We start from the raw sequence: 25,933 nt of genomic DNA, 5'->3' as shown, positions 1-25,933 counted from the left end.
CTTACACTTTTTTCAAGGAAAAAATATGAAAACTGGAATTTCCAATAAAGACTTGGCTCAAATTAGAGAGCAAATGCTGAAATTTGCCACATTACAGGTGGGCGATTCTGTATTAGCTGAAGATTTGGTGCAAGAGAGTTTTTTAAGTGCATTTAACCATCTTGAGCAATTTAAACGACAAGCGGCATTTAAGACCTGGGTCTTTGCTATCTTAAAAAATAAAATCATTGATTTTCTTCGCCAGAAAGGCAAATTAGTGCTAGAAACCGAAATGGAAGATGAAGAACAAACCAATCATTTCTTTGATGAAGGTGGACACTGGAAAGCTGAACATTCCCCGCTTGATCTTGAACAGAGCGAAAGTGCGGTCTATTCCGAAGAGTTTTGGCTGATTTTTGAAACTTGTTTAACTTGCCTACCAGCCAAACAAGCCAAGATTTTTATGATGAGAGAGTTTTTAGAATTATCTTCCGAAGAAATTTGCCAAGAAAATCAACTAACCATAAGTAACTTGCACACGACACTCTATCGTGCCCGCTTACAACTTCAAAACTGCTTATCTCATAAACTTTAAGGAGTGACTTTATGAAATGTCGCCAAGCGACTCGCCTTATTTCAGATGCGCAAGAACGCCCATTAATGACTAAAGAAAAAATTGGGCTCAATTTGCATCTTGCCATTTGTACACATTGCCGTAAATTTCAACGAAATTGTGGCACATTGAGAAAATTAATGAAGGATTTCAAAGGATAAAAAGCGGAAGAGAACTTCCGCTTATTACTCTATTACTTCGCCATTAACGCTGTTGCACGTGAAATCACTTCTTTGACTTCATCATCCGTCAATTTACCTTCTTTCACAAATTGCACCTTGCCGGTTTTATCAAGCAAAATAATCACGCTATCTTTTTCACGTAATCCCCACGCATTTTTAACCGCACTTTTATCATCTAAAATAACTTGGCTATGGGCATTTTCTTTTTTACCTTTTTCTGCACTACTTTTTACAAACATGCCCGTCCCCACAACAGCATCATCAGCATTAATAATGGTCGTGGTTTGATATTTAGCTTGGTTAAAATGAGCCGCTTTGATGGCTTCGATCATAGCTTGATTTTTCTCTTTCGCTGCACTTCTGCCCGCAATATGTTGAATCACTCGAACTTTGCCTGGCAATGCCGTTGAGCTCCATGATTTATAAGACACATCATTTCCATTTAAAGTGATTTCACCTTTATCCGAAACCGTTACGTTCGCTAAAAGCTGATTAGGTTGAATATTGTGTGCGAATACATTGACTGAAATTAAACTTCCCATCACTGCACTCAAAAGCATAATTTTTTTCATAAATACCTCATAAATTCCGTGAAATTGCCCATTTTTTGGCGAATAGTCACTTTTTTGTTATACTCCGTGCGCATTATACTTTGCTTAAATCAGATAAAGAAGGAAAAAGAAATGGATCAAATGCCAGCTTGCCCAAAATGTAAAGGCGAATATGTTTATCATGATTCTGTAAATTTTGTTTGCCCTGATTGTGGCAATGAGTGGAATAGTAACGAAACAGTTGAAACCGATGAAGATCAACTAATTGTTAAAGACAGCAACGGTAATTTATTAGCCGATGGTGATGATGTGCTTGTAATTAAAGATTTAAAATTAAAAGGTTCATCTGAAGTGTTGAAGAAAGGCACTAAATTCAAAAACATCCGTCTAGTAAACGGTGATCACAACGTCGAATGTGGCAAAATCATGTTGAAATCAGAGTTCTTGAAAAAAGCCTAAGAATTCCTGATAAAAAGAGCGGTCGATTTTAACGTTGTTTCAAATCGACCGCTCTTTTTTTATTTTCGTTATACCTTCGCAGGCTTCACAATTTCACTTGGATAACAACCAAGCACTTTCAGATAATTACTAAATTGCTTAAGCTCTTCCAAGGCAATCTGGGTATCAGGATGATGAATATTTCCTTCAATTTCTAAATAGAACATTTCTTCCCAAGGTTTGCCATAAATAGGACGAGATTCAAGCTTCGTCATATTGATACCATGCTTTTTAAATACAAGTAAGGCATCCACTAAAGAACCTGCTTGTTGTGATGTTGTCATCAACAATAAAGTTTTAGTGTGGATTTGCGTTGAAACTTCACGAGCTTGTTTGGCTACCACAATAAAACGAGTAATATTATTCTCTTGGTTAGCAATATTATGTTTTAACACATGTAAGCCGTAAAGCTTGCCGCCATCTTCATTACCTAATGCCGCAATGTTCGGTTTATTCAAGCTTGCCACAAGCTGCATTGCATGAGAGCTACTTTCGCAGTACTCAATATGCACACGCTCAAGACTTTGAATAAATTGACTACACTGCTGGATCACCTGTGGATGGCTATAAAGTGTATCAATTTTGCTTAAATCATCTTGCTCATTCACTAAAACACAGTGCTTGATAGGATAAGCCAACTCGCCCACCAAAGATAAGGTGGTATGTTGAAGCAAATCATAAACTTCATTAATTGCACCTGACGTGGTGTTTTCTAAAGGAAGTACGCCATAATCAGCTTCCCCACTTTCAACCTTTTCAAAAATTTGAACAAAAGAATCGCAACTGATTTCAGCAAATTGTTGATGATAGCGAGCCGCATAATTACGCGCAGCCAAATTAGAGTAAGAACCACGCTTGCCTAAGAAAGCGATATGTAACGTTTCTTCTCGTTGCTCGTTGAGTTTTTTCTGCAGATACACTTGTTGTGTTAAGACAGAATCTTCAATAATTTTTTGGAATACTGACGTAATATACTGTGGTTCAAGCTGATAATTTTGACTTTCAGCAAATTGCACAAGCTCTTGTAAGAGTTGTTGCTCACGCTCTAAATCACGCAACGCTTTTTGCGTCACTTCTTTGCTTCTTACTACATCATATGCCAGGCGATGACGCTCTGAAAGCAGCTTTAACAAGCTGCGATCAATTTGCGTAATTTGCTGACGAATTTCTGATAAATCTAATGCCATTTCATTCCTTATTTAAAGGTTACTTCATTATGAGGGATGTATTTTTCAGCATTAATAGGTGAATTTTTCTCAAAAAATTCTTTTAAAACATCCGCATCAATAAAACCTGTGTTGACGAAAGTTGGATTTTTAGTCATAACCGGATAACCATCTCCACCTGCTGCATTATAGCTTGGTAAAGAGATACGGTAAGTTTTATTTAAATCCAATGGTTTACCTTGAATTTTCACATTTTCAACTTTCTTCTCGGCACGATTTACTGTCATGCTGATACCTGAGTATTGTGCGTAAGCACCAGAATCCACTTCTTTCAATGCGACTACATTTAAATAATCCAGTAATTCTTTACCGGTTAATTCAAAATAGCTGACAATATTACCAAATGGATGGATTTTTAAAATATCTTTATAAGTTACATCACCTTCTTGAATAGAATCACGAATACCACCTGAGTTCATGATACCAATGTCAGCTTTCGCTTTTTGGCGTTGTGCTTCTGCAATTAAGTGACCAAGGTTAGTTTGTTCAAAACGGATAATGGTACGATCACCTTCTAACTTACCTTTTAGTTTACCTACTTTTTGGCTTAATAACGCATCACCTTTATCTTGGTAAGTTTTTAAAAGTTTTTCCATTTCTGGATCTTGTGGAATCTCTTCGGCATAGTTCACATATTCTGTTTTACCGTCTTCTTTTTTCACCTTTTTCTTCAAGTTCACTGGAATTAATTGATAATTCACTAATTTTAATTCACCATTTTTGAACTCAAAGTCAGCACGACCAACATATTTACCCCATTCAAACGCTTGCATAATCCAAGTACCATTTTGGAAATCTGGTTTACATGGCTGAGTGGGTTGATAATCTTTAATCCACACGCCTTTATCATCTACACAAATCGGATCATGGCTGTGACCACCAATAATCATATCAAATGCGCCTTTATCTAAATTTCGTGCAAGACTTACATCACCCGGCGCATTTGAACCATGTTTCGCATCATAATAATAGCCCATATGCGTTAAAGCGATTTTTACATCTGGTTTAACTTTTTCATTTAGCTCTTTTAATGTGGCTTTTGCTACTGTTGTTGGATCTTCAAACTTCACATTGTGAAGATATTCTGGGTTACCTAATTTTGCAGTATCTTCTGTGGTTAAACCAACCACTGCAATTTTAAGATCTTGTTTATTTAAAATGGTATAAGGCTTAACTAAAGTTTTACCTGTTTTAGTATTAATCACATTCGCAGATAAGAATGGGAAGTTTGCCCATTTTTCTTGCATATCAAGAATTTGTAATGGATTATCAAACTCGTGGTTACCCAATACAGTTGCCTCATAACCCATTGCGTTCATTGCTTTAATATCAGGTTCTGCTGTTTGCATATCTGACTCAGGTACACCAGTATTAAAATCACCAGCATTTAATAAAATGAGTGAACCACCTTTTTGCTCTACTTCTGCTTTCACGCGATTAACAATTGTTTTGTGAGCAGGAAAGCCATATTCACCTTTTGCATTCGGCCAAAAATGTCCGTGCGTATCATTAGTGTGCAATATGGTAAATTGATAGGTTTTGTCCTGTTCATATGCCATTGCAGCAGAAGTTGCTAGCACAAGAGGGAGCACGGTAAATAATTTTTTCATATAAAAATACCTCTGTTTTTGACCGCTCTTTACCTTCGCAGAAAACAAAAATAATAGAGCAAGATGGGAAATAAAAAAGCTATACTCCCGGAAGAAGTATAGCTTTTTAACAAAACATTGTTAGATTAATACCTGCACAGGCGCAACATAACCTTGTGGAACTTGTTTCTTATCTTCAAAGGTAACAAATTCCCACGCTTCCTGATCAGCCAGTACTGCACGGAGCAACTTATTATTTAAACCGTGACCAGATTTATAAGCTTTGAAATCACCGATGATGTTATAGCCACACATATAAAGATCGCCAATCGCATCAAGCATCTTGTGACGAACTAATTCATCTCTGAAACGTAATCCGTCTTCATTTAAGATTCGGTAATCATCTAATACGATAGCATTATCTAAGCTACCACCCAACGCAAGACCTTGAGATTGAAGATATTCAATATCTTTCATGAAACCAAAGGTTCTTGCACGACTGATTTGATGTACGAATGCTTGTGCAGAGAAATCCATCACATAATTACGTACATTTTTACTAATCGCTGGATGATTAAAGTCAATAGTAAAATCTAAACGGAAACCATTATAAGGTTTAAATTCTGCCCATTTATCACCATCTTCTACTCGTACATTTTTCTTAATACGAATAAATTTCTTCGGAGCATTTTGTTCCTCAATACCAGCATCTAAAAGCAAGTAAATGAATGGGCTTGCACTACCGTCCATGATTGGAATTTCAGGTGCATCAACTTCAATAATAATATTATCGATACCTAAACCAGCCAACGCTGCGTTTAAGTGTTCTACGGTTGAAACACGCACACCTTGTTCATTCACAAGTGCAGTACAAAGCATTGTATCGCGCACTGAATCCGCATTCGCAGGGAAAGTCACCGGCGGATTAAGATCAGTACGGCAGTAAACTACACCAGTATTCGGCATAGCCGGACGCAACGTTAATGTTACTTTTTTACCGCTATGTAAGCCTACACCTGTGACTTTAATGCTTTGTTTTAATGTTCTTTGTTTAATCATCTCTCTTACCTTATTGCTTCACAACAAGATTACTTATAATCTTACTTCTCATCACGACCAAATGATGCCGGATTGAAGAAGTTAGGATTATTTCTTAACTGTTCTAAACGGCTTGGATCAAGCGGTTTATTTAAGTTACCATATTGTGGATTTTGTTCCTGTGCTGGTTCTGGTTGTGGATTATGTCTTAATGCATCTAAACCATGTAAACCAACTGGCGGTTGTGGCTGAATCGTTTCTTGCGCTACAGGTTGTTGAACTGGAGCTTGTTGTACTGCTGCTTGAGGACGAGCAATCACTACTGGCTCAGCTGCAACAACATCACCTAAACCTGTTGCAACGATCGTTACACGAATTTCATTGCTCATTTCAGGAACTAAACTGGTACCAACAACGATAGTAGCGTCTTCTGATGCAAAACTACCTACTGTGTCACCCACCACGTTAAATTCGTCAAAGCCGAGATCCATACCTGAGGTAATATTAACAAGGATACCCTTAGCGTTAGAAAGATCGACTTTCTCTAATAAATCATTTTTAATTGCAAGACGTGCTGCTTCTTCTGCACGACCCGCACCTGGTTCACTTTGAGCTGAACCGAAACCAATCATTGCTTGGCCCATTTCAGACATAACAGTTCTTACGTCTGCAAAGTCCACGTTGATTAAACCAGGAGACGTAATCATATCAGAGATGCCCATAACAGAGTTACGTAATACATCATTCGCAGCAGCAAAAGCATCAATTAACGTTGCATTTTTAGGGAGAACTTTTTGGATTTGTTGGTTAGGAATAATGATCATTGAATCCACATATTGTGAAAGATCTTTAATCCCTAATTCAGCAAATTGCATACGTTTTTTGCCTTCAAAGCTAAATGGCTTAGTAACAACAGCAACGGTTAAAATACCTAATTCTTTCGCGACTTTAGCGACGATTGGTGCGGCACCAGTGCCTGTACCACCGCCCATACCGGCTGCGATAAAGACCATATCTGCACCTTCAAGCATTTTACGGATTTCTTCTTGGTCATCTTCAGCCGCTTTACGACCCACATTTGGATTTGCACCCGCACCAAGACCTTTCGTTGTAGCCCCACCAATTTGTACAGTTTGTTGAACTTGGCTTTTGCGTAATGCTTGCGCATCGGTATTCACCGCATAAAATACGATTTTACCGTGTTCTTCGCTATCAATTGCACTTTCGCCCAAGAAATTACCATTGAATTCTTGTTGCACCATGTTAGCAACCATGTGGTTAACTGCGTTACCGCCGCCTCCACCGACACCGACAACCTTAATCAGTGCACCTGTTTGCTCTTCAAAATCACCATACTCTGGGTATAACATTTGCTGTTCTCCGTTACTGCTAATACTCTGCTAGCATATTAATAAAAGTTAAATCTTTCTTATTGTAAATGAAAAAGTCAAAATTATCAAAATTCTGATTTCACTTTATTGAAAATATTTTTAAGGCCTTTCCAGAATTTTTTGCCTAATGCTTCATCACCATAGTTACTATCCACCGGATCATTATCACTATTTTGATGATGATATTGTAGTAATCCCACGACGGTTGAATATTGCGGACGGTTTACATAATCTGTTAACCCCGTGATATTTAGTGGACTACCAATACGTACCTGGCAACCAAATACACTTGATGCACAATCTTTTAAGTCTTCAATCTGTGCACCACCACCGGTAATAACTACACCCGCAATTAATTCAAATTTAATATGTTTGGTTTCTAAATCTGCTTTAAGCTTATCTAATTCGTCCTTAACAACGCCTAATAGTTCAATATATCTTGCTGAAGTGATTAAAGATAAATCACTTTTTGTTAAAGCACGTGGTGCTCGACCACCAATACTTGCCACTTCAATTTTTTTATCACCATGTAAACGTGCCGGATATAATGCACTTGCATAGTTCACTTTAATGCGTTCTGCTTCTGCACGAGAAACGGTACATGCATGGGCAATATCATTGGTTACAATGTTCCCTGCGTAAGGAATAACTTTACTGAAACGCAATGAGCCATTGGTATAAACCATCATATTCATGGTGCCTGCACCGAAATCAACCAAGCAAACACCAAGATCCTTTTCATCTTCAGTTAAAACAGAATGTGTTGCTGCAAAGCCGGAAAACACAACTTTATCAACTTGTAATCCACAACGCTCAACTGCTTTTTTCAAGTTATTTTGCCAGTCTTGGTGACACGCAATTAAGTGTACGTTTGCTTTTAAACGAACACCTTGTAAACCTAATGGATTTTTAATATTAACTTGTTTATCTACGGCATATTCTTGTGGAATGATGTGTAATAAAGAAAGCCCCTCAGGTAATTTCACTGAGCTTGCTGTATGCAAAGCATCATCGATTTCATCTTGAGTCACTTCATTTTCAGAAATAGCAACAAAGCCGCTCTCATTCAAGCTTTGAATATGTTCACCTGTAATCGCAAGAGTCACGCTCATAATTTGGCAATCGGCCATTGATTCAGCTGCCTCAATAGCACGTTGGATAGAATTAACAACGGCATCTAAATCAGTAATACTGCCACGATCAATCCCTTTTGATGGACAACTACCTACGCCAAGTACATTTACTACACCATCAGGAAGAACTTCCCCAACGACAGCAACAACTTTTGATGTACCAACTTCAAGACCTACAATTACTTTCGGTTCCAACTCTTTTGCCATTTTCTTATTACACCCAATGAATTATTTTTTATTTCTCTATCAATCCAACCGCTGCTGATGCAGATGCATAGCGCAAATCTACATAATCAATTCGTTTACCTTCAGGCACTTCAATTTGTGGATAAATCGTTACAAATCGATCTAATTTTGGTTTCCAATCTCCGCGCCCAAGTTTCAATACTATATCATTATCTAGCGTAACTTGCCACGCACCACGATCATCAATTGTCACGCCTTTAACCAGCAAATTTTTCGCCTTAAAATCAGCAAAAATTTGATTCCAAGCCTCTAATACCTTCAAGCTTTGATAATCCGGCCCCCCTAAATAAGGCAAAGCTTTTTCTTTTAACTTATCCATCGGCAATTGGAAAACGGTTCCCTCTTTTGTGACGAACTCTGTTTTGTTCCAAATGGCAACTGGCTGATATTCTGATAACCAAATACTTAAACGATTTGGCCAAATTTTGCGAACTACCGCACCTTTTACCCAAGGAATAGTTTCAAGCTGTTCTTGAATTTGCTTAACGTCTTGTCCCCAAAAGCCCTTGAGAGAGCCCATTTTAAGCAATACGTCTTGCACATCCGGATAAGTGGTAAATTCATTTTGGCCCACTAATGCATAGGCAGTAATTTTTCTATCACCGTCTAAGCTTTCAAGCCAACTTTGCCAGTTTGAATAAACGAAATACCCTAGCCCCGCACAAAGTAACACCAAAGCAAGTTTAATCTGCAACATAAAACGGAATTTACCTTCTCCGTTAGATGAGCGACCAAATTGCGTTGGCGGTGTATTTTTGCGCTTAATTACATTCATTACGCACTCAACTCCAAAATTTTCACGACGAGTTGTTCAAATGAAATACCGACTGTTGACGCAGATTTAGGGAATAAACTGTGACTTGTCATGCCAGGATTTGTGTTTACTTCGACTAAACGGAAATTACCTTGTGCATCAGTCATCACATCAATGCGGCTCCAGCCACGACACCCTACGACGTCATAAGCACGTTTAACTAATTTCGCTAATTCTTGCTCACGTTCAGCTGAAAGACCCGCTGGGCAAAAATATTGAGTGTTATCTGAAATATATTTCGCATCGTAATCATAAAACTCACCTTCTGGCACAATGCGAACAGCCGGCAATACTTCGCCACCTAAAACAGGCACAGTTAATTCATCGCCAGCTAACCATTCTTCAATCAAAATGGTGTTATCAAATTTAAGTGCATAATCGACCGCACTTTTTAATTCTTCGACTGCTTTTACTTTTGTTAAACCGACACTTGACCCCTCAAGAGACGGCTTAACCATTAAAGGTAAACCTAATTTTTCGACCACGGCTTGTGGGTTTAGTTCGTGAGCGTTTTCTTTGGTCACAATCTCCATATCGGCAACAGGTAAACCAAAAGCTTTCCACAACATTTTGGTACGCATTTTATCCATGGTTAACGCTGAAGCCATCACACCACAACCTGTGTAAGGTAAGCCAATTTGCTCTAATAAACCTTGCATGGTGCCATCTTCACCACCACGACCATGTAAAATGTTAAAAACGCGATCAAAACCATCTGCTTTTAAATTCGCGACATTATATTCTTTAGGATCGATACCCTGTGCATTATAACCTTGGCTTACTAGGGCGTTTAACACTGCTGCACCAGAATTAAGAGACACTTCACGTTCAGCCGATGTGCCGCCTAACAACACAGCAATTTTTTCTCGTTTTAAATTCATTGTTTTATCCTGTTTTCTTTTTATTTTTCATTAAAAGTGCGGTTATTTTTCGATGTATTTATGCTTTCCAACGTTCTGCTAAACCACGAGAAATTTTGCTTACACTTCCCGCGCCTTGGGCAAGAATTAAATCGCCATCTTGAATAATTTGATCTAACACATCACCGAGTTGTTCCGTATCAGAAACTAAAATAGGATCGACTTTTCCTAAATTACGAATAGAACGACAAAGTGCTTTACTATCCGCACCAACGATTGGTGTTTCGCCTGCCGCATACACATCTAACATAATCAAAGCATCCACTTGGGATAAGACTTGCACGAAATCATCAAATAAATCGCGAGTACGTGAATAACGGTGAGGTTGGAAAATCATCACAACACGTTTATCTCCCCAGCCTTCACGTGCCGCTTTGATGGTCACGCCAACTTCTGTTGGGTGATGACCATAATCATCCACTAAGCGTACTTTACCATTTGGACGAATAAACTCGCCTAATTGGTCGAAACGTCTGCCTGCCCCTTGGAAGTCTGCAAGCGCTTCTAAAATCGCTTCATTGCCAATGCCTTCTTCTTTTGCTACTGCAAGTGCTGCGGTTGCATTTAACGCATTGTGTTTACCGGGTACATTCAATAATACATTGATACGTTCACCATTCGGACAAACTACGGTGTAATGACCTTGGAAACCCGTTTGTTCATAATCTTCGATACGATAGTCGGCATGTTCACTAAAACCATACGTTAATACTTGGCGTCCTACTTGAGGAACAAGCTCCATCAACACCGCATCATCGGCACACATCACCGCTAAGCCATAGAACGGCAAGTTATGTAAAAATTTTACATAGGTGGCTTTCATTTTCTCAAAGTCACCTTCATAGGTATCCATATGATCCGGTTCAATATTGGTCACCACAGAAACCATCGGCTGTAAGTGTAAGAAAGAGGCATCACTTTCATCTGCTTCAGCGATTAAATAACGGCTTGCACCTAAATGCGCATTTTTACCGGCTGATTTAACTAAACCACCATTAACAAAAGTTGGATCCAGTTTCGCTTGAGTATAAATCATCGAAATCATGGCGGTCGTTGTGGTTTTACCGTGAGTACCTGCTACTGCAATACCATGACGGAAACGCATAATTTCAGCTAACATTTGTGCTCGCTGAATCACTGGAATACGATTTTGTTTTGCGGCGATTAATTCTGGGTTATCTTCATGAATCGCGCTTGATACTACGACAACGCTCGCCCCTTGCACATTTTCCGCTTGGTGACCAATGAAAATTTTGGCGCCAGCTTGAGCAAGACGCTGAGTCACGACACCATCTGCAATATCGGAACCAGAGATATCATAACCTTCATTTAATAAAATTTCGGCAATCCCACTCATACCGGCACCACCGATACCAATGAAATGAATTTGTTGAACCCGACGCATCTCAGGGATAATTTTTCTAATTTCGTCCGAAATATGTTTCATATTATTTCACCTTTATTTTTAACCGCACTTTTAGGTCAAGGGTTTATTTACTATCCCTCACCTTTCTCTGTTCTTATTTCGCGTTCTCTACAATGACATCAGCTACGCGTTTAGCCGCCAATGGCGCTGACATTTCTTTTGCTTTAATCGCCATCGCTAACAAGGTTTCACGATCTGTTTTTTCTAAGAAATCGACTAACACATCCGCATTTAATTCATTTTGCTGAACGATTTTTGCTGCACCGACATCGGCAAGGTATTTCGCATTTAAATATTGTTGTTGATCTTTATGCTGAAATGGCACGAAAATCGCTGGCGCACCTACTGCAGCTAATTCACACACTGTTAAAGCACCAGAACGACAAATCACCACATCTGCCCATGCGTAAGCTTCTGCCATATCATCAATAAATTCTGTAATTTTGACCGAATCGGCATGTTCACCATAAAGTGCGGTCACACTTTCAACAGAACCTTTACCGACTTGATGACGAACCTCTAATTTATCGGCTAAACGAGCAACCACTTGTGGGATAGTCTGATTGAGTACGCGAGCCCCTTGGCTTCCACCCACGACAAGCACTCTCAATTTTCCACTTCTTTCTGAAAAACGCACTTGTGGTGATGGCATTTCAAATAAATCTTGGCGAACTGGGTTTCCTACAACTTCGGCATCTTTGAATGCTGTTGGGAAAGCTTGTAAAACTCGGGTTGCGATTTTTGCCAACCATTCATTGGTTAAGCCTGCTACGGCATTTTGTTCATGTAAAATAACCGGCACGCCACAAAGTTTTGCCGCGATACCACCTGGACCAGATACATAACCGCCCATACCTAATACCGCATTAGGTTTATATTCTTGAATAATTTTACGAGCTTGCAATACCGCTCTTAAAATAGCAAAAGGCGCGCCAAGTAATGCTTTAATACCTTTACCACGCAACCCTGAAATTTGAATAAAACGAATCGGAATACCATACTTGGGTACAAGCTGTGCTTCCATTCGATCTTTGGTGCCTAACCAGCAAATTTTCCAACCTTCTTTTTGTAAGGTTTGAGCAACAGCGATGGCTGGGAAAACATGTCCACCAGTACCACCCGCCATAACTAATAACTTTTTACTCATAAATATCCCTAATCATCTCTCAAACGCGCTTGACCACCACGTTGTAATCTATTTTCATGGTCAATACGTAATAAAATTCCCACGGTTGCCGACATAATAATGATACTTGAACCACCGTAACTCACTAATGGAAACGTTAAACCTTTTGTTGGTAACATCCCTAAGGCCATGCCTAGATTGACGAAACCTTGGAAGAAAATCCAGAAACTAATACCTAAAGCAAAAAAGCCACGGAAACGTTGTTCTAACATGAGTGATTCACGTCCGATTTTCATTGCGCGAAAAATCAATAAACCCAAGAGGATCACAACAACCAAAATACCAATAAAACCGAATTCTTCGCCAATAATCGCCATGATAAAGTCAGTATGTGCTTCAGGAAGATAATCAAGTTTTTGAATGGAGTTACCGAGTCCTTCCCCACTAATTTCACCACGACCAAAGGCCATCAAAGAATTAGTTAACTGGAATCCTGTTCCATAAGGATCTTTAAACGGCTCTAAGAAACCCGTAAAACGTTTTAAACGATAAGAGGCCGAAAGAACCAACCAAACAAAGAGAAGTATGCCTGTACCAATTAGCAAAATAAATTGCCAAAAATTTGCACCGACAATAAAAAGCATGCCAAAAGTGATCACAAATAGTACTACTGTACTCCCTAAGTCAGGTTGGGCTAGTAAAAATACACCTAATACGCCCATCACAATGAAAGGCTTAGCTGCACTGAATTTTTTACCTCGAACTTCATCATAACGACGCGTAAAATAACTTGCGAGGAAACAGGTTAAGGCTAACTTAGCAAATTCCGCTGGCTGGAAATTTAAAATACCTAAAGAAATCCAACGTTTAGCACCATTAACAGAAGTCCCAATACCGAGAACCAGTATTAATAAAACAATGGCTAATAAGAAAATTTTGGCGTGCCACTTTTCCCATTGAGAAGAAGAAATTTGGAGAGTCAAATAGCAGGTTGCAAAAGAAAGCAAAACATAAACGGCATCACGTTTTGCAAAATAGAATGTATCATTAAATACGCGTGCACTGTAAGGCATCGAGGCAGAAGTTACCGCCACTAAACCAATCAGCAATAGCACAACAAAAAGCCAAAACAATGCGCGATCGTAAAGTAATCCCTGAGGAGTTACTCTCGCCCATTGCTCATAATTTTGTTTAATTTTATTGATAAATTCCATTACTACCCTAATTTTTAAGCTAATTTTGCTAGACGAGTAAACTCTTCGCCACGTTTTTCAAAAGAGGAAAACTGATCCAAACTTGCACAAGCGGGAGATAATAACACCATATCGCCTGATTTTAAACGTGGACGTAAAAATGAAATCGCTTGTTCCATGGTTTCAAACAAATGACTTTGACTTGAAAGTGCCGCAAGTTGTTTTCCATCTCGACCAAAACAATACGTTGAAATATGAGGTTGGTTGATTAAATCGGCTAGTTCAGAAAAATCTGCACCTTTACCATCGCCACCTAATAAAAGGTGTAACGTTCCCTCAACATATAACCCAGCCAATGCCGCAACCGTGCTGCCCACATTAGTCGCTTTAGAATCATTAATCCAACGAACGCCATTCGCCTGATAGGCTAATTGGAAACGATGATCTAGCCCTTTAAATTGACGAAGTGTGGTACGAATTGCCTCTAAATTTATGCCTACTGCTTGCGCTAACGCTGTCGCAGCTAAAATATTCATGTAATTATGACGACCAACTAAGGTTGCTTCATCACAAGGTAAAATGACTTCCTCTTTCGCCATTAAGTACTGTTTACCGTTTTCGGTTTTCAACCAGTAATCCGCTTGATTTTCAGCAAAAGACACTACCTTCTTAGCCTGATTTTCACCTTCGCCAAAAGTGAGTTTATCTTCTAAATTCACTACTGCTGTTTCCGCCTTGTGGTAAATACGTAATTTTGCTTGGCGATAATCTTCTAAATCAACATAGCGATCCATGTGATCTTCAGTCACATTAAGCACAGTCGCTGCAGCCGCTTTCAAACTGTAAGTGGTTTCAAGTTGGAAACTGGAAAGTTCTAATACATAAAGATCGCAATCTTCATTTAATAATGACAACGCAGGAATGCCAATGTTTCCCCCCATTCCCACTTTTATTCCCGCTGATTTTGCCATTTCATAAACTAATGTTGTCACGGTGCTTTTACCGTTAGAGCCTGTAATCCCGACAATTGGCTTGGTGGCAGCTCGACAGAATAATTCGATATCCCCAATCACTTCCACACCTGCTGAAAGTGCGGTCTGAATTTCAGGTGTTTTTACCGCAAGTCCCGGGCTAATGACAATAATATCGCTTTCAAGTAACCATTGTTGATTTAGACTACCCGTGTGTAAGGGGACATTTTTAGGTAATTTATCCGCACCTGCTGGATGTTGACGTGTATCAATTACACGAATATTCGCTTGTTGAGATTGAAGATATTCAACGCAAGAAAGGCCTGTTTTTCCAAGGCCTATGATGGTAATAGTTTTATTTTGATATAAAGTTGTCATGTTGTTTTTCTTCTCTCGTATTCTGGGATCACGCAGGGTGCCACAAGTGCACCCTACAAAAATTATCTTAGTTTGAGTGTTACAAGCCCCATCAACACCAACATTAAGGAGATAATCCAAAACCGAATAATCACTCTTGGTTCTGGCCAACCTTTTAATTCAAAGTGGTGATGAATAGGCGCCATTCTAAAAATACGTTGTTTTCTTAATTTGTAAGACCCCACTTGTAAAATCACAGACAAGGCTTCAACAACAAATACACCGCCCATAATCACTAATAAGAATTCTTGGCGAACAAGGATGGCAACAACACCGAGTGCGCCACCAAGTGCAAGAGAGCCTACATCGCCCATAAAGACTTGTGCAGGATAAGTATTAAACCATAAGAAACCTAAGCCAGCCCCTACGATTGCAGTACAGAACACCACCACTTCAGAACTATATTTGATGTAAGGAATATGTAAGTATTCTGCAAAATTAACGTTACCGGTCGCCCATGCAATCAAAGCAAATGCACCTGCGACTAACGCTGTTGGCATGATGGCAAGCCCATCTAAACCGTCAGTTAAGTTTACCGCATTACCTGTGCCCACAATAACAAAGTAAGACAACACAATATAGAATAGACCCAATTGCGGCATGATATCCTTGAAGAATGGAATCACTAAACGGGTTGCATCTGTATCATGGCCTAACCAATATAACCAAATGATTGCCACTAATGCCACAACAGACATCCAGAAATATTTCCAACGCGCAATTAAACCATCGGTATTTTTTCGTGTAATTTTGCGGAAATCATCCACAAAGCCAATTGCACCGTAGCCAAACAGCACAAATAAGCAAATCCAAACATAAGGATTCGTTAAGTTAGCCCACAATAATGTACTCACACCGATGGAGAATAAAATCATCACACCGCCCATGGTTGGCGTGCCTTTTTTAGCAAAGTGACTTTCAGGACCGTCATTACGCACTTCTTGCCCAAATTTTAAAATTTGAAGGCGTTTGATCACTTTCGGACCAATCCATAAAGAAATGAAAAGTGCAGTTAATAATGCCAAAATCGCACGTACGGTAATATAGGAAATGGCATTGAATGCCGTTTCATAGCGAACTAAATATTCAGTAAGCCAAACTAACATAAGCTATCCTTTAATGAATAAATCGTCTCTTCCATTTTCATTGAGCGCGAACCTTTCGCTAATACGACGACTTTTTGGTTTTCTTGTAATTTCTGTTTAATAATATCTAACGCATAAGCTGTCAATTCAGCTTTATCTGTAAAATGTTTTCCCAAAACAGCCTCTGATATGACCGCACTTTCCGTTCCGTAAGAAAGCACTAAATCTAATTTAGCTTGTTTTGCGTGCTCGCCCACTTGTTGATGACATTTTAGGCTATCCTCGCCTAATTCTTTCATATCACCCACCAGTAAAATGCGGAAAGCATCGTAACTTTTTAAAACATCAATTGCCGCTTGTAAAGAATCCACATTTGCATTGTAAGTATCATCTAATAGCAACAGATTTTCATTCACTTGAATTGGGAATAAGCGTCCTTTTACTTGGGAGCGATGTTCAAGTCCTGCTTTTACATCAGCCAGACTCGCGCCCACATTCATAGCAAGTGCGGTCGCCGCCAACGCATTTTTTACATTATGCTCACCTAAATAAGGCAAATCAATTTCAATACGACCTTTTGGTGAAACTAGCGTAAACGTTGAGCCATTAGGTGAATGTTTGACATTTTCAGCTTTGTAATCGCCACCATTAAAATATTGAATAGCATGTGAACCAATTTCTTTTTGCCACAATTCAATATAATTATGTTCACTGTTAACAATCGCCACACCATTTGGGGTCAAACCACGATAGATTTCACCTTTCGCACGAGCTACGCCTTCAATGGAGCCAAAACCCTCTAAATGTGCAGCCGCAACATTATTCACTAATGCGGCTTCAGGCTGTGCAAGATGCGTTGTGTAATCAATTTCACCTAGATGATTGGCACCTAACTCAATAACAGCAAATTTATGTTGCTCTGTTAAGCGTAATAATGTGAGTGGTACGCCAATATCGTTGTTGAAATTACCATTGGTAAACAGCACTGCATCTGCATTACCTGCAGTTTGTTGCAGAATCGACGCTGTCATCTCTTTCACCGTCGTTTTACCCGATGAACCTGTCATCGCCACGGTTCGAGGATTAATTTTTTCACGCAACCATTTTGCTAATTGACCAAGGGCTAAGCGCGTATCTGCAACAACTAATTGTGGTGTTGCAATTTCGGTATTGGGGTATTGTACAACTAAGGCTGTCGCACCTTGCTCAACGGCTTGCTCTAAATATTGATGTGCATCAAAATGCTCACCTTTTAACGCAAAGAAAAGCGAGTTGGATAAAGCTTTACGTGTATCAGTATTAATATTTTCAACAACAACTTGCCCATCTCCAATAAGACTAGCATTGAAAATTTGGGCAAGCTGCTGAGTTGTTAGTTTAATCATTCTGTTTTTTATTTTTTCGTTAAATAGGCTTCAGCCACTTCTTGATCGGAGAAATGAAGTGTTTTATCCCCAATGATCTGATAGTTTTCATGGCCTTTACCGGCAATCACGATCACGTCATCTTCAACGGCGTTCTCAATGGTAAATTTAATGGCCTCTTCACGATCTGGAATTACACCAACATCTTCCATTCGGCTAAAACCAGTGAGAATATCCGCTTCAATTTTATTTGGATCTTCTGTGCGTGGATTATCTTGAGTCACAATGACTAAATCAGCAAATTGCTCTGCCGCTTTTGCCATGAGTGGACGTTTACCTGCATCACGATCACCGCCACAACCAAAGATACACCAAAGGTTACCTTTGCAATGTTCACGGGCTGCATTTAAGGCTTTTTCTAATGCATCCGGAGTATGCGCATAATCAACGATAACGGTTGGTTTTCCTGCTTTTTTAATTAATTCCATTCTTCCATTTACTCCCTTTAACTGTGAAACTGTACGGATAAGATCATCGAAAGAATAACCTAAAGCCAATAAAACAGCCGTGGCTAACAACAGATTACTCACGTTAAAAGCACCAATTAATGGGCTATGTAATGTGCCATTCCCCCAACTTGATACAACATCAATCACAGCACCTTCATGAGTAAAACGAATTTGCGTAGCATAAAGCCATTGTTTAGATATTGGATGGAAATCTGGGTGGCAGCTGACTGCGATACCATTTGGTAATTCATTTAACCATGCGGCCCCAATTGGATCGTCAGCATTAAGAATTTGTACTTCAGGTGCTAAATCAACGAAAAAACGTTTTTTAGCTTCCGCATATTTTTCCATTGTTTCGTGATAATCCAAATGATCGCGACTTAAATTGGTAAAAATAGCGGCTTTAAATTTGAGTGCTTCAACACGATGTTGAACTAAACCATGTGAAGACACTTCGATAGAAGCAAAATCTGCGCCTTTCTCTACAAAATCAGCCAGACTTTCTTGAACTTCCACAGCTGAACCTGTGGTATTTTTAGCTTCTTTGACTTGACCTAATAAACCATTGCCAATAGTGCCCATGACAGCTGCTTTATGACCTAACAGCGTAGCCCATTGAGCTAATAATTGAGAAACGGTGGTTTTACCGTTTGTTCCCGTGACTCCGACTAAAGTCAATTTTTCGGAAGGATTGCCATAAAATTGACCTGTCAATGCCGAAAGCTGAGCAGATAAATGATAGTAGCAAATCACTGGCACATTATTTTGCCATTGGATGCTCAAATGCTCGTTTTCTAAATCTGTTTCTAAAATAACCGCACTTGCACCAGAAGAAATGGCTTGAGGCACAAATTGACTCGCATCAAAACGATGTCCCTTTACTGCCACAAACAAATCACCTTGGGTCACTTTGCGGCTATCTAACACCATCGCCTTCACATTAATGTCTGAAAGCACTGGAAGATCAAAAAGTGCGGTCAATTTTTTCATTGTTTTGCCTTTTCTTAATTCATTTTTTCAAATTTTTGATCGCTTAAGCGAACAGTGCGTCTTGCTGTTTTTTCTGTTGGTTCTGCATCTGGTGCAATACCATTAGCACGCAAGGTATAGCCCATAATGCTAGAGAATACGGGGGCAGATACCGCACCACCATAGTACTGTCCTGCTTTCGGATCGTTAATCAAAATAACTAATGCATAACGTGGATCGCTAATTGGTGCGATACCCGCTGTAAATGCCACATATTTATTGACATAGTGGCCATTTTCAATTTTACGCGCAGTACCTGTTTTCACACCAACACGATAACCTTCAACCATCGCACGTTTATTTTTAATTGCCACTTTCTCTAACATGCCCACTACATCTTTCGTAATTTTTTCAGAGAATACACGTTGCCCAATGACTGGTGGATCGACTTTCGTGATAGAAAGCGGACGATAAATTCCGAAGCTACCTAAAGTGGCATAGGCGCGCGCAATTTGTAATGGTGTTGAAGTAATCCCATAACCATAGGCGACTGTAGCTCGCTCAATATCCGCCCAACGTTTACGGTTTGCATTTAATACGCCACGTTGCTCACCGATTAAGCCTAACTCTGTATCTTTACCCAAGCCTGCATTTTGGTACGTTTCCATCAATGCTGAAGGTGGCATACGTAACGCAAGACGACTTACACCACGGTTACTGGAGTTAATCAAAATTTCATCTAAGGTTTGTTGTGGACGAGGTGCCACGTCGACAATTTCTTTACCACTTACGGTAAATGAACCTGTATTAATTACCTCATCACGTCTCACTGCGCCACGTTGAAGTGCGGTCAACACAACGAAAGGTTTTACGGTTGAACCAGGTTCAAATGTGTCAGTAATGGCACGGTTACGTTTTAACTCGTCTTTTACATTAGCCAAATTATTTGGGTTATAAGAAGGTGCGGTTGCCATGGCTAATACTTCACCTGTACGCACATCTACCAATACCGCAGTACCTGACTCTGCGTTGTTCTCAGTTACCGCTTTTTTGATTTCACGATACACCATGGATTGTAACTTTTCATCAATACTTAGGGTGACATCTTGTGCATCGTATTTTTTCTCATCCGCAATATGCTCAACCACATTACCACGTTTATCTTTACGAACAACGCGAGCACCATCTTTCCCTACTAACATTGAGTTGAAGCTCGCCTCAACGCCTTCAATTCCTTTACCATCAATATTGGTAAAGCCGATTAATTGGGCTGCCTCTTCTACACGAGGATAAAAACGACGTGGTTCAGTCTCTAATGAAATACCTTTAATTTTGAGATCACGGATATAATTTGCCTTGCTCGCTTCTACTTGACGTGCTAAATACAAGAAGCCTGATTTGGCATTTTTCTCAATTTTTTTCACCAACTCTGCTGGGGTCATATTTAATTCGTTAGCAAGAGCTTTGATACGTTCTTTATCATCTAATGCATTTTCTTTTAGCATTAAACGCGGTTCTGCCACAATTGCACTCATCGGCACACTCACCGATAACAATTGGCCGTTACGATCTAAAATTGAACCACGAACAGAAAGGACGTCATCTTTACGTAATGAGCGTTTGTCCGCTTCACCAGAAAGGATTTCAGAATTAACTGATTGCACATAAGCAGCACGAGCCACTAATGCGCCTAAGCCTAAGAAAATAAAACTTGTCGCGATGAGATAACGACCACGAAGAAAGCATTTCTCAAATACCATCTTCGGTTTGTTTGGTTTTACTGACGCAGGTTGAGCCAATTTTCTAATTGTTTTCTTTGGCTTTCCTGGTTTCTTAGAGGAATTAAATCTAACCATTTTATCTAAAATCCCTATTCAAAAATAACCACTTCTTGTTCACTTTGAACACGTTGCATTTTTAATGTACCGATTGCAATGGATTCAACTCTTGTATTATCACTTTCGGTTGCTTCTTGTAATTGCAAATTGCGATATTCGTTTTCAAGGGCTTGGTGTTGTAATACCAACTGCCCGTTTTCAGAAATCAGGCCTCGTGTTTGATGGGTCATCCAAATTGTGCCCATTGCAGAAGCTAAAATTAATAAAAGTAGAACGACAATTAATTTATTAGAAGAAAAAATATCTTCAACGAGAATATGTTGTAAAGGATAACGTTCGCTATTTTCTAACATCTTATTTCACCCTTTCCGCTATACGTAACACCGCACTTCTTGAACGTGGATTCGCTGAAATTTCTACCTCACTTGGCTGAATCGCCTTACCAATGATTTTTAATTTTTGATTACGTTGGATTTGATCTTCTCGTAATGGTAAACCTCTCGGGATATCCTCACCTTTACTCTGTTTACGCATGAAATGTTTTACCATTCTATCCTCAAGTGAATGGAAACTGATAATCGATAAACGCCCTTCTGATGCCAACATATCTAATGCAGAATTTAATACACTTTCTAATTCATCTAATTCCGCATTAATATAAATTCGAATGGCTTGGAAACTACGAGTCGCCGGATGCTTATGTTTATCTTTAAACGGCACGGCTTGAGCAATTAATTCAGCAAGCTGAGAAGTACGACTTAAACATTCTGTGCCATTTTTAACCGCACTTTTATTAAATTCTACGATGGCAGTGGCAATTCGTTTTGCAAAACGCTCTTCACCAAAGGTTTTTAACACCCAAGTTAAATCATCAACAGATACTTGCTTTAGCCACTCTGCCGCGGATAAACCTTGTGTGGTATCCATGCGCATATCTAACGGGCCATCTTTCATAAAACTGAAACCACGGTCTGCTTCATCAAGCTGTGGAGATGACACCCCTAAATCCAGCAAAATACCGTCAATTCTACCAACTAAATCGAGTTTTTGACAGATATCTGGAATGTGTGAAAAGCTATTATGTTCGATATGAAAACGAGGGTCTTGAATTTTTTCAGCTTCAGCAATCGCACGTGGATCACGATCAACGGCAATTAAACGACCATTTTCAGAAAGTTGGGAAAGAATAAGACGAGAATGACCACCACGACCAAAGGTACCATCAATATAAATTCCGTTTTCTTTCAACGCCAAACCATTCACCGCTTCGTGAAGCAAAACCGTGATATGTTCAGGTGCAGAAAAGGAATTTTGCGTAGTCATAAGTAAAAAGTAAACGTTAAATCAAAATCGATAAAGAAAAGATAGAGCGGTGCGAGCACCGCTTATCCTGCTAGTGCTGCTGTTCTTATAATGACAGCATTTTTAGTTCTTCAGAAGCACCGAATTCAGCACTTGAGCCAATTTCGATATCTTCATCAATTTGTGCGTACCATTCAGTATCGCTCCAAATTTCAAATTTGTTCAACTGCCCTACCAACATTAAACCTTTTTCTAATTTTGCGTGTTGACGTAATGGACCACTCAACAAGATACGACCTTGCGCATCCATTTCACATTCTGTGGCATAACCGAGCATAACACGTTGTAAACGGCGTTGATTTGGGTCAAAGTTAGAAAGTGAAAGTAGTTTTTGTTCGATTTTTTCCCATTCATCTAAAGGATACAGTAATAAACAAGGCTGACGAATATCAACGGTACAAACCATTTGACCTTGGTTCTTTTCCATGATTTCAGCACGATAACGCGTAGGAATCGCTACACGACCCTTCGCATCTAAATTTACCGCTGCTGCACCACGAAACATTTCTCAACCTTCAAACATTTATTTTTAGAAAAATTTAGTAGAATTCTCCACAAAATTCCACTTTTCACCACTTTGAGTAAGTTTATCGGTTGTGGCCCTAACTTGCAAGCAATTAAAACGTAAAGATTGGTAAATATTGCCAAAAAAATAAACAAAAAACCGTTTAAGGTTTCCCTCAAACGGTTTTTCAATTTTTAACTCGATTTAATTAGTTATTTACATACGCTTCTTCGTCACGAGCACCTAATGGTTTAAGCTGTGTGAAAAATAATACCAAGCAAAGAACAGTTAACCCTAAGCCGATATAAACAGATAGTTGATAGTCTAAACCGAAACCGATTTTGTTGTATGCAAGGTAAGTGAAACATACCGTACTGATAAATGCCGCAGGGATTGTACATACCCAGTGGAATTTATTATAGCGATATAAGTACGCTGCTGCAGTCCATAACATAACCATCGCAGTGGTTTGGTTCGCCCAAGTGAAGTAACGCCATAAGATAGAGAAATCCACTTTTGATACGATATAACCAACCACGAATAATGGCACAGCAATAATTAAACGTTTAGCTAAGGTTTTTTGTTCTAAATGGAAGAATTCTGCAATAACAAGACGTGCCGCACGGAACGCTGTATCGCCTGATGTAATAGGAAGAACAACTACACCTAACACTGCAAAAATACCACCGATAAACCCTAAGAAGTGAATAGAAGAATCATAAACCACTTTAGAAGGAGAACCTGCTTTAATCGCTTCTAATAAAGTTGGTAATGAATCGTAGAAACTTAAGCCAACCGCACACCATACTAATGCAATCACACCTTCACCGATCATCGCACCGTAGAAAATGAAGCGAGCTTCTTTTTCGTTTTCAGTACAACGTGCCATTAACGGGCTTTGTGTTGCGTGGAAACCAGATAATGCACCGCAAGAGATTGTTAAGAACAAGAGTGGCCATAATGGTAAATCAGCACGGGTTTCAAAGTTTTGGAAGAATTTCTCAAAAGACATTCCATCTACTGAGCGATAGAAAGAAATTGGATCAGCAGAATTAAGATCCGCTGTCACTAAACCATATACCATACCTACAGACATGAAGAGTAATAATGCTCCGAAGAATGGGTAGATACGACCAATGATTTTATCTACTGGCAGTAATGTTGCAAGAATGTAGTAAATGAAGATGATAGCAGTCCAAACACTGATAACTGTCGCTTTATCCATGCCCCAAACAGTAATACCACCCGCTTCAACTGCATGGTGAATCTCTTCTGCATTGCTAATAGAAATACTACCTGCTGATGCGCCTAAAACATCCATTGTAATGGTACCCATTAATTGAGCTGGACTTGCAACGAATACCACACCCACTAATAATAAAAGTACAACAGCTAAGATATTAATAAATGCTTTAACCGGACGACCTAAGTATTTACCTGCGAGGTTAGGCATAGATGCACCGCCATTACGCACACTTAACATTCCACAGAAATAATCGTGTACCGCACCAGCAAAGATACAACCCACTACAATCCAAAGCATTGCAACTGGCCCGTATAACGCACCAAGAATCGGACCAAAGATTGGACCTGTACCTGCAATGTTTAATAATTGAATTAACCAAATCTTAGTTTTAGACATTGGCATATAGTCAACGCCATCATTCATTGTATAAGCTGGCGTTTTACGGTTTGGATTGATCACAAAAATGCGCTCAATTACACGACTATAAAAGAAATAACCTGCAAGCAATAACGCCACGCAGAAGAAAAACCACAACATAAAAAATACTCCTCAGGAATAAATGAATACCGAAATGTAGTCATATACTAGACTTCGTCGGCGGTATTCTAAGTGAAAATCATCAAAATCAAAATTTTAATTTTTACATTGTTTCAATTTTGTGATCCATGTCACGTTTATCATTCCGTTTTTTTCACTTACAATAGGCATATAAATTAAAATAATTAATAAAGGATCGTTAATGGCTCTTACTCGCTGCCCTGAATGTCGTAAAAAAATCAGCGAATCTGCTCAATTTTGTCCCAATTGTAGTTTTTCTTTTAAAGAAGAAGATCTTGAGATTTACAAACAAAAACTCGAACAACGACGCCAACAAAATGCCGAAATTAATCGAAAAAGCACTAAACTTCACCTTATTTGGTTGGCTATTTTTACTATCGTTATCTTATTGGCAAGTTGGCTGACAGGAGAATAAAAAGTGCGGTCAAAAAACAATGAGAATTTTGACCGCACTTTATCTTTATTGCTTATATCTTATATACAGATTAATCTTTTATTTTATCTAACAATACGCTCACCACCTTCGGTATGCCCATCCCCGCTTTTTCTTTTATTGCGATGACGTGCTTACGAACAAATCCTGTATTGGGATTTGGATCGATCAAGTAAATTGGCGCTTTGCTTGGCGCTTCATTAACTAAGCCATTCGCAGGATACACTTGCAAAGAAGTACCAATCACTAACACGACATCCGCTTGCGCTACAATATCAATTGCTCGCTCTAACATCGGCACCATTTCACCGAAAAAAACAATATATGGACGCATTGGATGCCCATTTGGATCTTTATCTTCCAATTTCTGATCGCCAAAACAATCTACGATATAACTTTCATCAAAGCTACTGCGAGCTTTATTTAGTTCACCATGTAAGTGTAAAACATTTGAGCTTCCTGCGCGCTCATGTAAATCATCCACATTTTGCGTGATAATTCTCACATCATAGGCTTTTTCTAATTCAACTAGTGCGAGATGCGCAGCGTTTGGCTTAGCTGCTGCGGCATTTTTGCGGCGCTGATTATAGAAATTGAGCACTTTCGCACGGTTCTTTTGCAAAGCTTCTGGCGTACAAACTTCCTCTACTTTATGCCCGGCCCATAAACCATCTTCCGCTCTAAATGTGGGAATACCACTTTCGGCACTAATTCCTGCGCCTGTTAATACGACACAAATAGGTTTCATAAT

General features: G+C 39.2%; 25 protein-coding genes. 4 read left to right on the top strand and 21 right to left on the bottom strand.

Annotated elements, in window-relative coordinates:
• Nucleotides 1-25: 25 nt before the first annotated feature.
• Together HMPREF3263_RS07735 and HMPREF3263_RS07730 are read left to right on the top strand one after the other, a co-directional pair.
• The gene (locus HMPREF3263_RS07735; protein WP_070853151.1) at nt 26-574 is read left to right on the top strand and encodes a sigma-70 family RNA polymerase sigma factor; all 549 of its coding nucleotides are present in this window, start codon (nt 26-28) and stop codon (nt 572-574) included.
• Nucleotides 575-585: 11 nt separating this feature from the next.
• Nucleotides 586-753: a zf-HC2 domain-containing protein gene (locus tag HMPREF3263_RS07730; RefSeq protein ID WP_005696517.1), complete on the top strand. Its 168-nt coding sequence runs from the start codon at nt 586-588 to the stop codon at nt 751-753.
• 32 nt (nt 754-785) lie between these two features.
• Here HMPREF3263_RS07730 and HMPREF3263_RS07725 read toward each other — a convergent pair whose 3' ends face one another.
• Nucleotides 786-1,346 (bottom strand): YtfJ family protein, encoded by a 561-nt coding sequence (locus tag HMPREF3263_RS07725; protein ID WP_070853150.1) that lies wholly within the window; start codon nt 1,344-1,346, stop codon nt 786-788.
• Nucleotides 1,347-1,457: 111 nt separating this feature from the next.
• On the opposite strand from HMPREF3263_RS07725, the gene HMPREF3263_RS07720 reads away from it, so the two are divergent.
• Nucleotides 1,458-1,784: a zinc ribbon domain-containing protein YjdM gene (locus HMPREF3263_RS07720; protein WP_070853149.1), complete on the top strand. Its 327-nt coding sequence runs from the start codon at nt 1,458-1,460 to the stop codon at nt 1,782-1,784.
• 68 nt (nt 1,785-1,852) lie between these two features.
• On the opposite strand, the gene pheA is transcribed toward HMPREF3263_RS07720, so the two are convergent.
• The 19 genes from pheA to HMPREF3263_RS07625 all read right to left on the bottom strand — a co-directional run bounded on the left by pheA (nt 1,853) and on the right by HMPREF3263_RS07625 (nt 24,728).
• Nucleotides 1,853-3,010, bottom strand: coding sequence for a prephenate dehydratase (pheA, locus tag HMPREF3263_RS07715; protein ID WP_070853148.1), 1,158 nt, complete (start codon nt 3,008-3,010; stop codon nt 1,853-1,855).
• Between the two features lie 8 nt (nt 3,011-3,018).
• A complete protein-coding gene (ushA, locus tag HMPREF3263_RS07710) occupies nt 3,019-4,659 on the bottom strand; it encodes a bifunctional UDP-sugar hydrolase/5'-nucleotidase UshA (RefSeq protein WP_005697704.1) in 1,641 nt (546 codons plus the stop codon).
• Nucleotides 4,660-4,779: 120 nt separating this feature from the next.
• Nucleotides 4,780-5,697 carry a UDP-3-O-acyl-N-acetylglucosamine deacetylase gene (gene lpxC / locus HMPREF3263_RS07705; protein WP_005697737.1) on the bottom strand — a complete coding sequence of 306 codons (918 nt, stop codon included), beginning with the start codon at nt 5,695-5,697 and terminating at the stop codon, nt 4,780-4,782.
• A gap of 41 nt (nt 5,698-5,738) precedes the next feature.
• The gene (gene ftsZ / locus HMPREF3263_RS07700) at nt 5,739-7,046 is read right to left on the bottom strand and encodes a cell division protein FtsZ (RefSeq protein WP_005696524.1); all 1,308 of its coding nucleotides are present in this window, start codon (nt 7,044-7,046) and stop codon (nt 5,739-5,741) included.
• Nucleotides 7,047-7,132: 86 nt separating this feature from the next.
• Nucleotides 7,133-8,407 carry a cell division protein FtsA gene (gene ftsA, locus HMPREF3263_RS07695; protein ID WP_005697680.1) on the bottom strand — a complete coding sequence of 425 codons (1,275 nt, stop codon included), beginning with the start codon at nt 8,405-8,407 and terminating at the stop codon, nt 7,133-7,135.
• 28 nt (nt 8,408-8,435) lie between these two features.
• On the bottom strand, nt 8,436-9,221 hold the full coding sequence (locus tag HMPREF3263_RS07690) for a cell division protein FtsQ/DivIB (protein WP_005699865.1): 786 nt from the start codon (nt 9,219-9,221) through the stop codon (nt 8,436-8,438).
• Entirely contained in the window at nt 9,221-10,141 is a 921-nt protein-coding gene (locus HMPREF3263_RS07685; protein ID WP_005697694.1) for a D-alanine--D-alanine ligase, read from the bottom strand. The genes HMPREF3263_RS07690 and HMPREF3263_RS07685 overlap by 1 nt, the downstream gene beginning before the upstream one ends.
• Before the next feature lie 58 nt (nt 10,142-10,199).
• Entirely contained in the window at nt 10,200-11,627 is a 1,428-nt protein-coding gene (murC, locus tag HMPREF3263_RS07680; protein ID WP_005697729.1) for a UDP-N-acetylmuramate--L-alanine ligase, read from the bottom strand.
• Between the two features lie 73 nt (nt 11,628-11,700).
• The gene (murG, locus tag HMPREF3263_RS07675) at nt 11,701-12,753 is read right to left on the bottom strand and encodes an undecaprenyldiphospho-muramoylpentapeptide beta-N-acetylglucosaminyltransferase (RefSeq protein WP_005697734.1); all 1,053 of its coding nucleotides are present in this window, start codon (nt 12,751-12,753) and stop codon (nt 11,701-11,703) included.
• Between the two features lie 8 nt (nt 12,754-12,761).
• Nucleotides 12,762-13,946, bottom strand: coding sequence for a putative lipid II flippase FtsW (gene ftsW, locus HMPREF3263_RS07670; protein ID WP_005697709.1), 1,185 nt, complete (start codon nt 13,944-13,946; stop codon nt 12,762-12,764).
• Nucleotides 13,947-13,960: 14 nt separating this feature from the next.
• Nucleotides 13,961-15,274, bottom strand: a complete 1,314-nt coding sequence (gene murD / locus HMPREF3263_RS07665; RefSeq protein ID WP_005697695.1) for a UDP-N-acetylmuramoyl-L-alanine--D-glutamate ligase — start codon at nt 15,272-15,274, stop codon at nt 13,961-13,963.
• A 62-nt stretch (nt 15,275-15,336) separates the two neighbouring features.
• Nucleotides 15,337-16,419, bottom strand: coding sequence for a phospho-N-acetylmuramoyl-pentapeptide-transferase (gene mraY, locus HMPREF3263_RS07660; protein WP_005697715.1), 1,083 nt, complete (start codon nt 16,417-16,419; stop codon nt 15,337-15,339).
• Nucleotides 16,413-17,783 carry a UDP-N-acetylmuramoyl-tripeptide--D-alanyl-D-alanine ligase gene (murF, locus tag HMPREF3263_RS07655; protein WP_005697744.1) on the bottom strand — a complete coding sequence of 457 codons (1,371 nt, stop codon included), beginning with the start codon at nt 17,781-17,783 and terminating at the stop codon, nt 16,413-16,415. Before murF ends, mraY begins: the two co-directional genes overlap by 7 nt.
• Before the next feature lie 8 nt (nt 17,784-17,791).
• Nucleotides 17,792-19,261, bottom strand: coding sequence for a UDP-N-acetylmuramoyl-L-alanyl-D-glutamate--2,6-diaminopimelate ligase (gene murE / locus HMPREF3263_RS07650; RefSeq protein WP_005697684.1), 1,470 nt, complete (start codon nt 19,259-19,261; stop codon nt 17,792-17,794).
• Between the two features lie 14 nt (nt 19,262-19,275).
• Entirely contained in the window at nt 19,276-21,096 is a 1,821-nt protein-coding gene (locus HMPREF3263_RS07645; RefSeq protein ID WP_070853147.1) for a penicillin-binding transpeptidase domain-containing protein, read from the bottom strand.
• 14 nt (nt 21,097-21,110) lie between these two features.
• Nucleotides 21,111-21,431 carry a cell division protein FtsL gene (gene ftsL, locus HMPREF3263_RS07640; RefSeq protein WP_005696538.1) on the bottom strand — a complete coding sequence of 107 codons (321 nt, stop codon included), beginning with the start codon at nt 21,429-21,431 and terminating at the stop codon, nt 21,111-21,113.
• Nucleotide 21,432: 1 nt separating this feature from the next.
• Entirely contained in the window at nt 21,433-22,401 is a 969-nt protein-coding gene (gene rsmH, locus HMPREF3263_RS07635) for a 16S rRNA (cytosine(1402)-N(4))-methyltransferase RsmH (protein WP_070853146.1), read from the bottom strand.
• 85 nt (nt 22,402-22,486) lie between these two features.
• Nucleotides 22,487-22,945: a division/cell wall cluster transcriptional repressor MraZ gene (gene mraZ, locus HMPREF3263_RS07630; RefSeq protein ID WP_005696540.1), complete on the bottom strand. Its 459-nt coding sequence runs from the start codon at nt 22,943-22,945 to the stop codon at nt 22,487-22,489.
• 208 nt (nt 22,946-23,153) lie between these two features.
• Complete coding sequence (locus tag HMPREF3263_RS07625) at nt 23,154-24,728, bottom strand: carbon starvation CstA family protein (RefSeq protein ID WP_005697738.1); 1,575 nt, start codon at nt 24,726-24,728, stop codon at nt 23,154-23,156.
• A 202-nt stretch (nt 24,729-24,930) separates the two neighbouring features.
• On the opposite strand from HMPREF3263_RS07625, the gene HMPREF3263_RS07620 reads away from it, so the two are divergent.
• Nucleotides 24,931-25,164: a zinc-ribbon domain-containing protein gene (locus HMPREF3263_RS07620; protein WP_005697703.1), complete on the top strand. Its 234-nt coding sequence runs from the start codon at nt 24,931-24,933 to the stop codon at nt 25,162-25,164.
• A gap of 70 nt (nt 25,165-25,234) precedes the next feature.
• Here the strand turns inward: HMPREF3263_RS07620 and HMPREF3263_RS07615 are convergent, their stop codons facing one another.
• Nucleotides 25,235-25,930, bottom strand: coding sequence for an SIR2 family NAD-dependent protein deacylase (locus HMPREF3263_RS07615; RefSeq protein ID WP_005697728.1), 696 nt, complete (start codon nt 25,928-25,930; stop codon nt 25,235-25,237).
• Between the last annotated feature and the right edge of the window lie 3 nt (nt 25,931-25,933).

It is taken from the genome of Haemophilus sp. HMSC61B11 (genome assembly GCF_001838615.1).
In the GTDB taxonomy this organism is placed as follows: domain Bacteria; phylum Pseudomonadota; class Gammaproteobacteria; order Enterobacterales; family Pasteurellaceae; genus Haemophilus_D; species Haemophilus_D parainfluenzae_AD.
The sequence above is the reverse complement of the archived record's forward strand: the minus strand, read 5'-3'. Positions and strand labels throughout refer to the sequence as shown.